13 protein-coding genes are annotated in these 14,285 nt (G+C 49.7%); 7 read left to right on the top strand and 6 right to left on the bottom strand.

The features are described 5' to 3' along the window. Positions 1-84 precede the first annotated feature (84 nt). The 5 genes from K7P01_RS04250 (at position 85) to K7P01_RS04230 (ending at position 3,046) form a co-directional block, all read left to right on the top strand. Positions 85-618: an SRPBCC family protein gene (locus tag K7P01_RS04250; RefSeq protein WP_267290176.1), complete on the top strand. Its 534-nt coding sequence runs from the start codon at positions 85-87 to the stop codon at positions 616-618. Positions 619-746: 128 nt separating this feature from the next. Beyond that, positions 747-1,376 carry a peptidase E gene (locus K7P01_RS04245; RefSeq protein WP_267290174.1) on the top strand — a complete coding sequence of 210 codons (630 nt, stop codon included), beginning with the start codon at positions 747-749 and terminating at the stop codon, positions 1,374-1,376. A gap of 29 nt (positions 1,377-1,405) precedes the next feature. Continuing rightward, complete coding sequence (locus K7P01_RS04240) at positions 1,406-1,690, top strand: hypothetical protein (RefSeq protein WP_267290172.1); 285 nt, start codon at positions 1,406-1,408, stop codon at positions 1,688-1,690. A gap of 53 nt (positions 1,691-1,743) precedes the next feature. Further along, positions 1,744-2,607 (top strand): AraC family transcriptional regulator, encoded by an 864-nt coding sequence (locus K7P01_RS04235; protein WP_267290170.1) that lies wholly within the window; start codon positions 1,744-1,746, stop codon positions 2,605-2,607. 187 nt (positions 2,608-2,794) lie between these two features. Continuing rightward, the gene (locus tag K7P01_RS04230) at positions 2,795-3,046 is read left to right on the top strand and encodes a helix-turn-helix transcriptional regulator (protein ID WP_267290168.1); all 252 of its coding nucleotides are present in this window, start codon (positions 2,795-2,797) and stop codon (positions 3,044-3,046) included. A 776-nt stretch (positions 3,047-3,822) separates the two neighbouring features. Here the strand turns inward: K7P01_RS04230 and K7P01_RS04225 are convergent. The 5 genes from K7P01_RS04225 to K7P01_RS04205 form a co-directional block, all read right to left on the bottom strand. Then, positions 3,823-5,256, bottom strand: coding sequence for a RagB/SusD family nutrient uptake outer membrane protein (locus K7P01_RS04225; RefSeq protein ID WP_267290166.1), 1,434 nt, complete (start codon positions 5,254-5,256; stop codon positions 3,823-3,825). Positions 5,257-5,275: 19 nt separating this feature from the next. Continuing rightward, on the bottom strand, positions 5,276-8,521 hold the full coding sequence (locus K7P01_RS04220) for a SusC/RagA family TonB-linked outer membrane protein (RefSeq protein WP_267290164.1): 3,246 nt from the start codon (positions 8,519-8,521) through the stop codon (positions 5,276-5,278). A gap of 480 nt (positions 8,522-9,001) precedes the next feature. Beyond that, positions 9,002-9,388, bottom strand: coding sequence for a hypothetical protein (locus tag K7P01_RS04215; RefSeq protein ID WP_267290162.1), 387 nt, complete (start codon positions 9,386-9,388; stop codon positions 9,002-9,004). A gap of 51 nt (positions 9,389-9,439) precedes the next feature. After that, entirely contained in the window at positions 9,440-10,225 is a 786-nt protein-coding gene (locus K7P01_RS04210) for a ferritin-like domain-containing protein (RefSeq protein ID WP_267290160.1), read from the bottom strand. Between the two features lie 11 nt (positions 10,226-10,236). Beyond that, positions 10,237-10,956 carry a ferritin-like domain-containing protein gene (locus tag K7P01_RS04205; RefSeq protein WP_267290158.1) on the bottom strand — a complete coding sequence of 240 codons (720 nt, stop codon included), beginning with the start codon at positions 10,954-10,956 and terminating at the stop codon, positions 10,237-10,239. A 309-nt stretch (positions 10,957-11,265) separates the two neighbouring features. Here K7P01_RS04205 and K7P01_RS04200 point away from each other — a divergent pair, with 309 nt between their 5' ends. Both K7P01_RS04200 and K7P01_RS04195 read left to right on the top strand, forming a co-directional pair. Next, positions 11,266-11,766 (top strand): YdeI/OmpD-associated family protein, encoded by a 501-nt coding sequence (locus tag K7P01_RS04200; RefSeq protein ID WP_267290156.1) that lies wholly within the window; start codon positions 11,266-11,268, stop codon positions 11,764-11,766. Positions 11,767-11,802: 36 nt separating this feature from the next. Continuing rightward, positions 11,803-12,423 (top strand): FMN-binding negative transcriptional regulator, encoded by a 621-nt coding sequence (locus K7P01_RS04195; RefSeq protein WP_267290154.1) that lies wholly within the window; start codon positions 11,803-11,805, stop codon positions 12,421-12,423. A 4-nt stretch (positions 12,424-12,427) separates the two neighbouring features. Here the strand turns inward: K7P01_RS04195 and K7P01_RS04190 are convergent, their stop codons facing one another. Further along, positions 12,428-14,263: an alkaline phosphatase gene (locus K7P01_RS04190; RefSeq protein WP_267290152.1), complete on the bottom strand. Its 1,836-nt coding sequence runs from the start codon at positions 14,261-14,263 to the stop codon at positions 12,428-12,430. Between the last annotated feature and the right edge of the window lie 22 nt (positions 14,264-14,285).

The following is a 14,285-nucleotide window of genomic DNA, read 5'->3' as shown; positions in this document are numbered from 1 at the left end:
GCACCCCGCCGATTGTCACATTCACCCCTCCTGATACGGTCGGAGAGCATAGTATCTTTGATCCAGGATAAAACATCAACCCCTATGACCGCCATTATTATTAGCATCCTTCTTGCCGTTATCGCACTTCCCCTTATCGTTGCCTTATTTGTTCGGAAGAAATACGCGCTACAGCGGTCCATTACGATTAACCGCCCGCGTGCTGAGGTATACGACTACGTAAGCCGGATCCGGAACCAGGATGCTTATAATAAATGGGTGATGGCAGACCCACATTCCCGTAAAACTTTTCGCGGCACCGACGGCACGGTGGGCTTTGTATATGCATGGGACAGCGACGTGAAACAAGTAGGGCAGGGCGAACAGGAAATCAAGAACCTGATTGCAGATGAACGTGTAGAGCTTGAAGTACGTTTCGTCAAACCATTCGAAGGACGAGCCGACTCGATCATAACGTTCCAAAGCGTTTCCCCAGATCAAACAAACGTTACCTGGGGCTTTCAGAGTGGTATGAAATACCCCATGAACATCATGCTGTTGTTCATAAACTTTGAAAAAATTCTGGGCAAGGACCTGGAGATAACCTTACAAAACCTAAAAGACGTACAGGAAAAATAAAAAAGACAGCATCTTTATAGGAAACTGTACAGTTACATATATTTATCGGCACAAAACCAGGCTACCGGAGCGTGATATATCCTTGCAGGATAACCCGGGCGGGTATAATTTTGGAGTAAATCGATATTATGCCTAAAATACCGAAGCTCTTCTTATACTCGTTGGGCTTGCCCGACGAACAGTATGCTACCCTGGCGCGGCTTGCCGGCAAATTGCCGAAGGAAATTAAAGTGGCCGCCATCGAAAACGCCGCCGATGTGATCCCTGATTCCGCCGGCTGGGTCAAGGCCACCCGCGATGCCTTTACCTACCATGGCTTTGACGTGGAGGCCATCGACCTGCGTCACTGCCAGGGACAGGCCTTACGCGAAAAACTGATCCACAAAGACGTGATCTGGGTCGGCGGCGGCAACACATTTTACTTGCGTTGGATCATGAAAGAAAGTGGCGCCGATGAGATCATACCCGCGCTGGTGCGGCTGGGCAAAGTATATGCCGGATGGAGCGCCGGCGCGATCGTGGCCGGACCCACCCTCCGGGCCTTCGACGCCATGGACGACCCCGCAGAGGCGCCGGAGATTATTTGGGAAGGACTCGGCATGACACAAGCCGTCATTGTTCCCCACATGGACAATGACGACTTCGCCGCCAGCGCTGCCAGGACCAACCAGCAGTTGCTGGCCGAAGGATGCAACGCCCTTGCCCTGGACGACATGCAGGTAGTGGTCATTCAGGGCGACGAACAGCAGATCTACTAACCAAGGCATCAACCTTAAACATACCACGTATGACGGTAGAAGTTTTTAAAACCAACGTGACCGACGCCGCCGACGCGACCTGGCTGCTGGTGTGCATCCACACCCGCTTTCCGGAATACAAGGCCAACTTCGCCCTGGACGACTGCGACCGCATCCTGCGGGTCCAGTGTAACACAGGCTTTGTTCATACGCAGGCCATCATCCGGCTGATGAGCGACTCAGGCTTCTATGCCATCGTGCTTAGTGACGATGATAGCGATAGTGGCAACGATCCGTCCCGCTGGCCACACACACTACTGGAACTGTTTGAGTAGCGATCCAGTAAGGGCCACAACTTTTTGACGGTAAAGCCGTATTTTTAAACTATATGCACTTTCAGCAGATACCGCCCCCGGAATACCTCAAGCCCTACGTCCGTTATTACTGGACGCTTGAGAATCCGGATCGTGGTGACGAGCTGAAAACCTTTAGTGCCATTGCGGATGGCTGTCCCGGTCTGATCTTCCAGCAACTGAGTGGCACCAACTTCTATGACCAGGACGAAAAAAAGCTTCCCGCCTGCTTTTTGTATGGGCAGGCTACCGGCTACCGCGAACTATATACGCCCCAGCAGTTCCGGCAAATTGGTATATACTTTCAGCCACACGCGCTGCGTACAGTCTTTGGCCTTGACGCCGACGCGCTAACGAACAACTGCACAGACCTCGGCGGGCTGTCACGCCGGGAGCTTTTCAACCTGCCCGAGCGCCTGCTCGATACACGGACCTTACAAGAACAAATTGACGTACTATCACAATACCTCTTCTACCTCATTCAGCAAAACACCCAGCGTATTGACGCTCGTACCCAACAGATAGCATCGTACATTGCTGGTGCCCGTGGTGATGTATCCTTGCCGTTATTGCAACGCGACCTGGGCATTTCCGAACGTAGCCTCGAACGGCGCTTCCGCGAACATATCGGTATTTCCCCAAAACTATTTGCACGTATCGGACGCTTTCAAGCGGCACTGGATCGTCTTCGTGAAGGGCAGTACGATAAGCTCTCTGACATTGCCTTCGAATACGGCTATGCTGACCAATCCCACTTCATTCGTACCTTCCGCGAATTTGCCGGCTGCTCTCCCCAACAATTTCACCAACAATCCAACGAGCTCATCGAAAACTTTCCCGAACGCATGGCAGTAAAGGATGCCAAAAAGGAGAAAGGAAAAATACCCGGTCTGGCATAACCCCTAGACGACACAACTGTGTATCGAAAACAATCGTCCGGTATAAGATTTTCCAATTAAGATAAATTATCGTCAGCTACAGCTGTTACCACATATATGATGGTGACACGAGTAAGGTCATCTTCGTTATTTGTCGCACAGAACCGGTTATTGTACCGTTGACATAAACGATTAGACCCCGCACACCATGGAAAATAGCGACGAGGAATTTGAAGAAGCCTTGGGTAAGAGTTTAAAGACGATCGGAAGGAATCTACAGCGATTAAGAACGATAGCAGAGAAGGATTTGACAGAGGTTGCCAAAGCCGTTCACATGAAGGCTGAGGTATTAGAGACGATTGAGAAAGGAACGCATGAAATGCGGGTTTCGCAGTTAGCGCGATTGTGCGCGTATTATAATGTAACACCTGTCGATTTATTCAAATATTCAGAAGCTTAAAGCCACCCAGGTAACGGATGATCTTTTGCCCCACAGAAGCCAGGGTTTTGGAAATATCGCTTGAATTTATACAACGTAATGTTTTATACCTGAACTAAGTCTTTTAGTTAGGGTTTTTTATAGGAATATTATATTGTTTTGTAATAGCAACATTCTTACGCACAGGTACCCACCCCGTGTCCCAACGGTAAATTCCTCTCCATACAGCGTTATATGGCCTATAGATAAAGGCAACTATACGAATAAGCCTATTTATAGTTATCCTACTATAATGACTCGTTTTCCCCAGAAAGGTATAAGATAATACAAGTACCGAAATCGTTGCCAGGTAATATTTTACCCGAAAAATGACAATGTATAGTACATATATAGTAAATGCATAGGGTATTTCCTTAATTATATATTTAAAGTATAAGTTTTGGGGAAACTATTAAATGTTGTCAGTATATTCGGTTAAGTAGGGAATAGGAGCCCCTACGAAATGCAATTTTTTCAATTAAACATTTAAACCCTATGAACATTTCAAATCTACTGACAGCGTCAGCCGCTGTCACCATTGCCGTTGCGGGCACAATCTATGGCCACAAGAGTGATCCGGTTATTAATTATTATGCGGTCACGCCGAATGGTTGCGTATTGAATTCGAATCCGGGATGTGTTACGAGTGGATCCTTACAGTGCACGGTATTTATTGACGGAGCTCCCTGCCTTATTAAAAGACAGGCGGAGGCGGGAACTCCGTGTGCCGTGACGATGTATAGAAATTAGCGGGGAGATCAGTATCCGTGATTTTGAGGACCAAGATTGGGGTTACTGACAATTTCAGATTGTGGGACAGGATACAGTTCATCTGTATCCTCCCATTTTTTATAATCACTTGATGATAACGTTATGGAGGCGTTACCTGTACGCTTAAGATCCAACCAACGGTGGCCCCCTTCGGCAAACAATTCAATACGTCGTTCCTGGGCGATTTTTTGAAGTAGGGCGTCGCGGGTAAAGGAATGATCTTTTAATAAAGAGAGGTTCGCACGACTCCTGAGCATGTCGACGTCGTCAATTGCCAGGAGGAGATTATCTTGGTGTGCACGTGCCTCTGCACGTATCAGGTGAAGTTCCGCTAGTCGTAACTCAATATGAAACTGGTCTTGTCCATCGGGTTGTTGGTATTTATTGGAATATAGATACGCGGTATCGTGAACAACGGCCGTTTCGATCCAATGACTGAAGCGCCGGTCATTGGGCTCGATGGCTTCCAGAAACGATTTCGTAAAGTGAATGACAGGTTTCCCATCGACCTTTTCGAGAAAGAGTTGCGCGTCGTATGGCCCGCTTTGCCTTCCTTCTTTCACGACGGGCAGCAGCTGCCAGATAACTTCCCGGCTGTTTGCCAGAAATACACTGTCGAGGTCGGCACACAGGGCAAAGAGTGAAGTTTGGTCAAGCACCGCCGTTGCCTGTTGTTCGGCTTCTGTCCATTTTTCGAGATATAAGTAGACCCGCGCCAGTAAGGCTGTGGCTGCCCAATAGCTTGCCCGACTGCGGGGAAAGTCATCTTTTGTAAAGGAAAAGTCTTTATCGTTCGAAAACAGCAGTTGTGCCTCCAATAGATCGTTTAGGATGGCATCATATGCTTCGACAGGCGATGTACGGCCTATGTGTAAATTTTTATCAAAATCGGTACTGGTCGGTAAAGCAATAGCACCAAAGAGATTGGTTAAGTAGAAGTTAGAAAAAGCCCGGATAAACAGCGCTTCTGCCCGCAGTTGATTTTTCATAGTGTCAGATACCCCTGTAGATGTCGCAAGACCTTCGAGGATGGCATTGGCGATGTAAATAGAGCGGTACCCAGGCTGCCAGCAATATTCTTTTACCAGGGCGTTGGAAGGATCGATGGTGTTGGTCTCGAAGGGTCGGCGATCTTTTGAAATCCCCATGCCTGGTGGCAGCAGTCGCATATCGTCTGCCGATAGACTCGACAAAAGGCCGATGCCGGCGTTATTGAAGTAGGGCTCGGAAGACATTTCACTGTACATTCCGCGCACAGCCGATACCGCTGTTAAGTCATCCTGAAAGATCAACTCTGGTGGTGGCCGTGTGCCAGGAGGGTCGACTTCTACGAGCGAATTACAGCCAACCACTGCACCGCTTAACAAGAGTAGCGCGAGGAAACGTAAATATCTATATCGGTAGAGCGGCGAGATCTTCATGATTCATCACAGCATAAATTTAAAAAGTTAATTGCACACCTCCTACAATGGTTCGCAAAGGAGGGAGGTTAGTCGTTGAGATAGTTTCCGGATCAACGCCCACGTAATTGGTAATTGTTAATAGATTCTGGGCCTGTATGTAAATTTTGACACTTTTTACGGCCGGCTGTTCGATGAACGAAGTATTGAGGGTATAAGCAAGAGAAACGTTCTTAAACCGGATGTACGATGCATCGCCATAGGCAATGTCACTGTAGGCCATAGCGTTCGCAAATGCGTTATATCCTTCTTCACCAGCAGCAAACCGTTGGATAGTGCTGTTATCATTCTGCTGCCGCCAGCGACCCAATACTCCTGCCGTATGATTATATGCCATTAGTCCTGGGGCGGCGGTATTAGCTTCATAGGTAAGCCCTGTCTGTTTTACAAATTGAAGCAATATGTCTAATTGGAAATTGTGGAAGCGGATAGTGTTGTCAATGCCACCATAATATTGAATACCACGGTCTATGACATAGCGGTCGTCACGGCCTACAACATTACCCTTATCTCCATTCAAATTCTTGAAAGCGTATAGACCGGTCTCCGGGTTTACATACGCCGAGTAAACTCTTCTGCTGTTAAGCGATTCTCCAACAATGTAACGCGCAGAATCCGCAGAGTAAGCAAGACGGTCAAATCGCACCAATTTATTGTAGGGCAATGTAAAGTTCAGGCTGGTGGTCCAGGAAAAATAACGCCCGTCAAGTTGGGTGGTGCTCAATAAAAGTTCAAAACCCGAGTTTTGTACAACCGCAGGGAGATTGAGGTAGCCTTGCGCAAACCCTGTTACAGTAGATACTTGCGAAGTTACGAGCTGGTTAGAAGACCGGTTCCGATAATAAGAGAGATCAGCCTGTATCCGGTTTCGCAAAAAGCCTAACGCAAGTCCAATCTCTGCCTTGTGTGTGGTTTCCCATGAGTATAAAGCATTACCCGGTAGCATTGGTACCGCCGCACTGGGTGGTTTGGGTGTCACGGCGCTGTTACGTCCATAAGGGAGTGTTTCCTCATATCCGCTGTAGTAGTCATAGTTACCGATTTGATCATTACCTGTAACGCCGTACGTGGCACGAACCTTGCCAAAACTTAAAAAGGTTAGCTTATCCGAAAAAGGCTCTTGGGTAAAGATCCATGCACTACCTAAAGAACCGAAATTGGAGAATTTATTTCCAAAGCCAAAACGACTCGAGCCGTCACGCCGCACAGTGACGTTCAGAATGTATTTCTCTCGCCAATTATAGTTCATACGACCAAAGGCAGCAGCGTATCGATATACGTACTCAATAGGGTCAGCCGCTGTCAATGTTGGGGCCGCACCTAAATCTCCAATAAATGCATCGTTCGTATAGCCGCTCCCGTTGGTGCTTTGTGCATCTTGCACCATGTGTTGAATGGTAGAGCCCACCAGAATTTTAAATTTACCCTGCCAGAGATCACGACCGTACTCCAAGATAGGTTCCGCGATCATAGTTCGGAGGGTATTGTTAGATTCGGCGTGTTCGCCAGTTTGAGATTCACGGAACAGAGGGGAATAATATCTTCTTGGCGTGATAGATATTTCTTTCCTGGTGAGCACCGTTTGTCCCAGGCTGGCTTTGAGTAACAGACCAGGGAGCAACTCATAGTCCAGCATCGCGTGTGCAGACCAATTGGTGGTTTTTGCTTGGTAGGTTTGCTCTAAATACGCCAGCGGGTTACGCCAGCTATTATCTTCCCAGTTAAGTTGACCAGCAGCATTGTACAATGCAGGCGCGTTGGGGGGAAGATAGAAGGCCTGTTGCGTAATGTCAGTAACGGGCAGGTTATTATCATCGGCCGCATAGTTAAAGATCATGTTAGCGTGAAAACGTTTATTTTTAGACTGGTGCGTCATGTTAAAGAGACCCGAACCACGTGTGTAATCAAAGCGTTTCGGAAAGACGCTGCCCTCTTTATAGAAATTTCCGGTAAAAAAGAACTTTGTGTTTTCTTTGCCATCATAGAAGCTTACTATCGCGTTTGTAACAGGTGCGACCCCACCAATTAATTCCTTCTGCCAGTTAGTGTAACGTGTTTTATCCCAAAGGAAGATGTCCGGCGGGTTGCTTTTTTCTATATTAACGTTATCATTTTTAAATGCTTCAATCCGCATCTCTCGCCACTGTTGGCTATTCATCAGATTGACATAGTGTCCCACCTGGCTAAACCCGGTATTGATATTGACTTCAGCTCCCGAACCATTTTCCTTGGGACGCTTAGTGCTGATTAAAATTACCCCATTCGCACCTCGCGACCCGTAGATAGCCGTAGCATCGGCATCTTTAAGCACGTCAATGCGATCAATGGTAGATAACGGTACTAAGCTCAGCGAGTTGGATAAAGGCATCATGTAACCGCTAGCAGGATATACCATGGATGCGGAAGGATACGGCACGCCATCAATAATATACAACGGCTCGTTCCCTTCATCACGCAAACTATTCTGTCCGCGTATCCGAATCTTATATCCACTTCCATGCAATCCCGATATTTGCTCTACAAAGACCCCCGCTAATCTCCCCTGTATAGACTGCAGCGAGTTAACAACCGGACTCCGCTCGAGTTCCTTATGCGTCACCGTCGAGATATTCCCAATCCGCTCCGCCTCCGTCACAGGATAATATCCTGTATTGATCATCACCTCTGGCAGCGTCATCGGCTGCAGCACAATCTTCTTCGGCGTATGCTCATTCACCGTCACCTGCTTGGTGATCCGCCCCACATACGAGAACACCAGGATTTCATCTTTCGTCGCGGTAATAGCAAAGGTTCCATCGGGCTCCGAATGCGTGCCCTTGTTTGAATCCTTGATGTAGATCGTCACGCCGGGCAGGCCTTCCTCGGTCTCGGGGTCAAGCACGCGGCCGCGGATGTTGAACGTGACCGGGCGACGGAAGATAATGATGTTGCGACCGTTCTCTTCGAACCCTACAGGGGTGTCGCGTAATACGATCTCGAGAAATTCTTGTACGGAGTGAGTGCCTCCAGGCACCGCCAGGTTGTCAAATTGATCGACTAGGGTAGGCTGAAAGACGAACATGAAGCCGGCCTGCATTTGGACCTCACGGAAGATGTCCATCAGGGACATACGTCCCTCCGGAACCGAAATATTCTTTCGTGACAAGCTACCTTGCCCGTGTGCCAGGGAAATGTTAAGCAGTAGGCCTGCGCTAACGAGCATAAAAGCAACAGTACATTTACGCATAATGGTAAGTTTGAGACCAACCCGGAGCAACCAAACTTTCGTACGAGTAAGGTACTAATTATTGCCAGGACTTCATTTAGTAATGAGCCTTAAAACATACACTGGTATAAGATATTTACCGCGAAAACACCTGGTTTTGAGCGATTTCCCCAAAATATACACGTACTCGACCACGTAGTTCGAAAAAGAGATCGATTGCATAAAAAATACACCGAAAAGGAGACAAATTAACCATAACGACATCGGCTGATACATGACCCTTTTGTGGTGTAAAAACAGCCGATTGCTGAGCCGATAGGGGCGATAATTTTATGTCCAGAAAAAGACACCTTCCCCGGTCAATTACCGCAACAAAATATCCTTTGGAATGCGTCGGATACCCCGCACAAAAAACGGAAGGGCTATTCAGATCTGACAGCCCTTCCAAAACTAAACTTAAACCTAAGAACTAACGGTTCGATTAAAGCCACTAACGAAAATCTATCCCTTCACCCAAAGACTCCAGTCTTTGTCGAATTTATACCATTTGCCATTCGGGCTGGCCCACGACCACTCCGGCACATCGGCCCACGTCTTGCCGTCTGTTGACCACACGAGTTTTTTATCGTGTACCTTCAGCCATTTCCCGTCTTTGTCCTGCCAGGTCTGGTCTTTGGAAGCTTCCCATTTCTTACCGTCTTTCGACCACCAGAGCTTGGCTTGCTTGTCGAGTTTATACCATACCATGTCTTTGCCTTCCCAGGTGCCTTCCGACGACTTTTTCCAATCATCGGACACGGTTGTTTTTTTATATAGCGGAAAGCGGTGTGCTTGTGCTACGTTAAAAACCACAAGGGCAACGACCATCAATGCGAGGATCTTTTTCATATGAGTTTTGATTTTAAATAATTGGTCTGCAGTTGAGTTAAAAAGTGTTGACTATGGAGCCACGATAAACGGCCCGGCAATGGCCAACACCTGGTCGGGGGTAAGCGGCTCGTCAAATGCCTGCGTCGCGGCTGCGGTAGTATAGCCGAGCCCGGTAACATTAACAGTCCCTTGCATGGTTACGTCTTCTCCGGCATAGACGGCAGGGGGCGCGCCATTAGTCTGGGCGCCGGTGATCCAGCCCTTCTCCGCGCGCAGGCGGCGAATCATCGACGCGTGGCGCGCCTCTACAGAATGTATCTGCAGCGCCGCGGTTAACGCCGCTTGACCGACAAGCTCCTGAGCGCGGCCTTTGTAGGCGCGTACTCCTGTGTCTTCAAAGGCCTGCGACAGGGTCAGGAACACAGCATAGTTGCTCCATACCGTTTCATACATGCCGTTCGCCGTGAAATCAAATTCGGGCTTCGATACAGGTGTAACATCCATCGAGTCGAGCACGCCAAGCAGGAATTCAACGTGCGCGCTTTCGTGCTTGCTGATCTGCTGGAAGATGGCACGACGGTTTTCGGGTATTAACCCCTCGGCCATAAGTCCTTGTTTGTAAAAGGCATCCTCGAGATACTCTAGTGTCAGTGCATAATTAAGGACATCGCCCACCGAGGCGCTGCCTTTACCATAAGCGCTCTTCAGTGAGCTCCCCACGATCAGGGGTATCGTCGCTGCTGCTTTGACGCCAGCGGAGGTGAGGTTGTTGAATAGGGAGCGACGGTTGCTCGTACGCTCATATACTTCGGGGTCGATCGATTCGATCGCGTGGAATATACGTGATAAGTTCATGCTACAAGGGGTTAAGAAGGGAGATTGTCAAAAACGACCATCGTTTTAACATAGGTACCGGCAATGGCAAGCACGTCCGCCGGAAGTCTGGCCTGATCCAGCCCGTTGGACGGAGTCACAACGTCGTCGCCAGAGAAAGCAGCTGTAAAAGGATTCAGCAGGTCGCGTATAGCCGAAGCATGACGTGCTTCCACCGACACGATCTTACCAGCGATCAGGAGAAAGTCAGGGCTCTCCAGCAAAACACCGGCGCCATTATAGGCCGATACGCCCAGGTCTTCATACGCACGCGCAGTAGTCAGTACGCTGGAGCGGCTGCTGAAATCAATCGTACTGAAGTCAAATTCCACATTGCCGGCAATTGCTGCGCTACCCAGTGCGGCCTTGAAGAAATCACGATGTGCAAGCTCATGGTCGCGTATTTCCATAAGCAACGTTTTTTCCTCGGCAGGCATGTTGGCATAAGGTGAGTCGATCACTTTTACATAGAAGGCCGCTTCCAGTTGCTCCAGCAAATAGGCATAGTTGAGAATACCGGTGTCGCCACTGCCCAGGTCTACGCTGGAGGGCGCTTTGTCACCATCATCGTCACTGCATCCTGCCAGCAGCATGCCTGTGGCGGCAGCGGAGACGCCGAGGTACCGCAGAAACGCGCCGCGCTTCAATGGTGTCATGAAACCCTGCGGACGTGGGATGCCCGGCACGATTTTCGGAATCGTTAATTTGTTCATTGTGTAGAGAGGTTTTAATTAAAAAAATATACTCGCGGAAGTCGTTACTATCAGCATACAACTGCTGCCAGTCTCGAGTTTGTGTAAGTAACTACGAGGTTGTGAAGCGAATTGGATTTCGAAGAAGAGAAAGATTTCAGAAGAATCGTATACACAACGGAATTTCTACACTATAATGAATAGCGCTACACTATTAGGTACACTTTATCCTGAGCATGAGGTAAAATATCTACATAAAAACATCTTTTACCATCGGGCTGTCACAACAAACATTTATCTTGGCAACAGTATCAGCACGGTCGAACCGACATGAAACCGAAGCCCCTCGTTAATCAAAAGTTTACACTGGAACGTTTCCCCGGCAAAGGTGGCTGGACATTTGTTTGCCTGCCCGGCATCACCCCCGACGTCAAGCGCCGCTTCGGTATGGTAAAAGTACACGGCACCATCGATGACTACGAGATCAGCCAATACAACCTGATGCCCATGCGCGACGGTCGACTATTCCTGCCGGTAAGAGCGGAGATTCGCAAACGGATTAAGAAGGAAGCCGGCGATACAGTACACATCACGCTGTATCCTGATGAAACACCGGTGAAAGCTCCACGGGAAATGATTCAATGCCTGCGCGACGAGCCCGCCGCCTGGAAATTCTATCAGTCGCTCACTGAAGCCGAACAAAAGGCTTACATCGATTGGATCTACACTGCCAAAAAAGAGGAGACGAAGATTGAAAGATTGGCCAGGACCGTGAACAGGTTGCAGGCTGGATTAAAACGTTTCGATGCGGATGACCCAAAACTTTTGTAGCCATGCTCCGTTTAAAACACTGCATCAAAACCATATATGTATATACCGAACCAATTTGCTGCTACCGATACCGCCGATCTGCTCGCCTTCATGAAACACTATAGCTTCGCTACCATTGTGACGGCGAAAGACAACGTGCCGCTGGCAACGCACCTGCCGTTTGCCGTGTCAACCCGCGAGGATAAAGTCGTTCTCACGTCACACTTCGCCAAAGCCAACACACAATGGCGCCAGATCGTCGACCGGGTCAACCTGGTGATCTTTAGCGAGCCACACGCCTACATCTCGCCGACGCACTACGACAACGAGCAGAGCGTGCCCACCTGGAACTATGTGGCCGTGCATGCCTATGGCGCCGCCACGATCATCAACGACCGGGAGCAGGCCTTCGAGGCATTGGAGAAAATGATTGATACCTACGAAGAAGGATATCGTAAGCAATGGGCTGGTCTGTCGCAAGACTACAAGCTGCGGATGCTCAACGGCATTGTACCCTTCGATATCGTCGTCACCGACCTGCAAGGCAGCAGGAAGCTCAGCCAAAATAAAACGGAACAAGAGCAGCAACGCATTATCAACACGCTGTCGGCCAGCACCGACGGTGCGGCCCGTCAGATTGCCGACTACATGCGCGGTAATCCGCATCCCGGTAAATAACAGCCTAGGGCTGAATGCCCAGTACCTTCAGCATTTTTTTATACAGCTCGGTATTTTGGTAGACACCGGCAAAATTGGAAGCTCCTGCGCCATAAGCAAACACTATGACGGGCGTGGCAGTATGGTCGTCCGTGCTGAAGTGGCCGCGAACGTCGCCTGTCTTTAGATTACCGTCCAGCAGCGTAAGCCCACCTGTTTCGTGGTCAGCCGTAACGACCAGCAGCGTCTCCGGATGTTTCGCGACGTACTGCATCGCGCGGCCCACCACCTCGTCAAAATTCAACATCTCCCGCACCACGTACTCCATATCGTTCGAGTGGCCGCCCCAATCGATCTGAGCACCTTCGGCCATAATAAAAAATGGTGACGGCCCCGTGCTAAAGGTCTGGAGGGTTTTATCCAATGTGGTGGCCAGCAGGTGACCGCGACCTTGTTTCATCGACAACCCCATAGTATTATCCAGCAAGACAAACTTCGACGACCGGAGCGTGTCGAGCGTGCGAACATCAGTAGCGACTGTATAGCCCTTCTGTTGCAGCTCGCCGCGCAGGTCGCGGCCGTCCTTGCGTTGTAAAAAATGGCCGCTGCCGGCACCGATCAACACATCGATGTCGCTGCTCAGGAAGTCAGCGGCAATCACCTCGCTGGAGGCACGGTCAGCCGAATGCCCATAAAAGGCCGCAGGGGTAGCGTCGGTAATGTCGCCCGTGGAGATAACCCCCGTACGGAAACCGTGTTGCCGTAGTGGTGCGATGATAGACGGAATGGGACGACTCAGCGAGTCAACACCCACCGCGCGGTTGTTAGTTTTTTTGCCCGACGCCATGGCCGTTGCGCCGGCAGCCGAGTCCGTAATATAACGGTCGGCCGATGTTGTAATCGAAAGCCCCACCACCGGCATGGTGAACAGGTTAAGCGCGCCGTGGTTGGCGGTGTAGCCGGCATACTGTTGCGCCAGGCCCATACCGTCACCGATCAGGAAGATGATGTTACGGGCCACTGCCGTGCTGGCCGGCAATACAGGCGCAGGAGCCACACGGTGCACATCGGCATTCGTGAAGGTCACATGCGGCGTCTCTTTCATAAACTTGTTCAGATCGACCACCTTATCCGTGCCGATATAATCCACACCCAGTTTGCCCAGCGTGATCCAGGCATTGACCACGTCGGGTGTTGCCCAGAAACGGAATTTCTTGCCACGGGCATGCACAGACTGGATGACATCCTCAATCTTTTTACGATCTTGTGAGAGGATCACACCCTTGCCGTTCCAGATCGTGTAACGCGAAAAGTCGTCACTCATCATGCTGATGCGGGCAAGCTGCTCCGGCGTGTAGGTCGCCGCGGGGCGGCCATCAAAGTGAATAAAGGCGGGATATGACGACCAGGTAGCCGGTTCGGGTACACTACCGCTCAGGGTAATGGTCAGCGACGGGCACGAGGTCAGCGTGGGATATTTCTGTAATACCTTGACTAACGCCGGGACCGTGGTGGCACCGGGCGTTTTCAAATCGATCATCAGGGTCAGTGGCTTGTCTTTGGCATACACCTTCCCACCGTGAAAGCGAACCTTCTCTTGCAAAGGCAGGAGGTACAGGGCCTCCAATGTTTTTTTGGGATCGATCTCTTTGTCGGTGTGTGCCACACACAGCTGGCCGTTATGCAGGAATATATCCACTTCGATCGAAGCTGCTTCCTGGTAGTACGCATTCAGAAACGGAATGGGATGCACGTAGTCGTTGTGTGCATGAATGAGCCCGGTGCCGGAATATTGTTGCGCACGGCACACGGTTGCTATAAAAAGAAGGCAGCTGAAGCGTGCGATACGAAGGTATTTCATGGGGCAGGAATAGTTAAAAGCT

The organism is Parachryseolinea silvisoli, assembly GCF_021190955.1.
In the GTDB taxonomy this organism is placed as follows: Bacteria; Bacteroidota; Bacteroidia; order Cytophagales; family Cyclobacteriaceae; genus Ohtaekwangia; species Ohtaekwangia silvisoli.
Note: the sequence above shows the minus strand (reverse complement) of the source record. Positions and strands in the feature narration are given on the sequence as shown.

What these genes read in the sequence shown, in the direction of transcription:
- K7P01_RS04220 (WP_267290164.1), bottom strand. Translation starts at nt 8,521, where the DNA reads ATGCGTAAATGTACTGTTGCTTTTATGCTCGTTAGCGCAGGCCTACTG.
- K7P01_RS04215 (WP_267290162.1), bottom strand. Translation starts at nt 9,388, where the DNA reads ATGAAAAAGATCCTCGCATTGATGGTCGTTGCCCTTGTGGTTTTTAAC.
- K7P01_RS04210 (WP_267290160.1), bottom strand. Translation starts at nt 10,225, where the DNA reads ATGAACTTATCACGTATATTCCACGCGATCGAATCGATCGACCCCGAA.
- K7P01_RS04235 (WP_267290170.1), top strand. Translation starts at nt 1,744, where the DNA reads ATGCACTTTCAGCAGATACCGCCCCCGGAATACCTCAAGCCCTACGTC.
- K7P01_RS04225 (WP_267290166.1), bottom strand. Translation starts at nt 5,256, where the DNA reads ATGAAGATCTCGCCGCTCTACCGATATAGATATTTACGTTTCCTCGCG.
- K7P01_RS04190 (WP_267290152.1), bottom strand. Translation starts at nt 14,263, where the DNA reads ATGAAATACCTTCGTATCGCACGCTTCAGCTGCCTTCTTTTTATAGCA.
- K7P01_RS04205 (WP_267290158.1), bottom strand. Translation starts at nt 10,956, where the DNA reads ATGAACAAATTAACGATTCCGAAAATCGTGCCGGGCATCCCACGTCCG.
- K7P01_RS04245 (WP_267290174.1), top strand. Translation starts at nt 747, where the DNA reads ATGCCTAAAATACCGAAGCTCTTCTTATACTCGTTGGGCTTGCCCGAC.
- K7P01_RS04230 (WP_267290168.1), top strand. Translation starts at nt 2,795, where the DNA reads ATGGAAAATAGCGACGAGGAATTTGAAGAAGCCTTGGGTAAGAGTTTA.
- K7P01_RS04240 (WP_267290172.1), top strand. Translation starts at nt 1,406, where the DNA reads ATGACGGTAGAAGTTTTTAAAACCAACGTGACCGACGCCGCCGACGCG.
- K7P01_RS04200 (WP_267290156.1), top strand. Translation starts at nt 11,266, where the DNA reads ATGAAACCGAAGCCCCTCGTTAATCAAAAGTTTACACTGGAACGTTTC.
- K7P01_RS04195 (WP_267290154.1), top strand. Translation starts at nt 11,803, where the DNA reads ATGTATATACCGAACCAATTTGCTGCTACCGATACCGCCGATCTGCTC.
- K7P01_RS04250 (WP_267290176.1), top strand. Translation starts at nt 85, where the DNA reads ATGACCGCCATTATTATTAGCATCCTTCTTGCCGTTATCGCACTTCCC.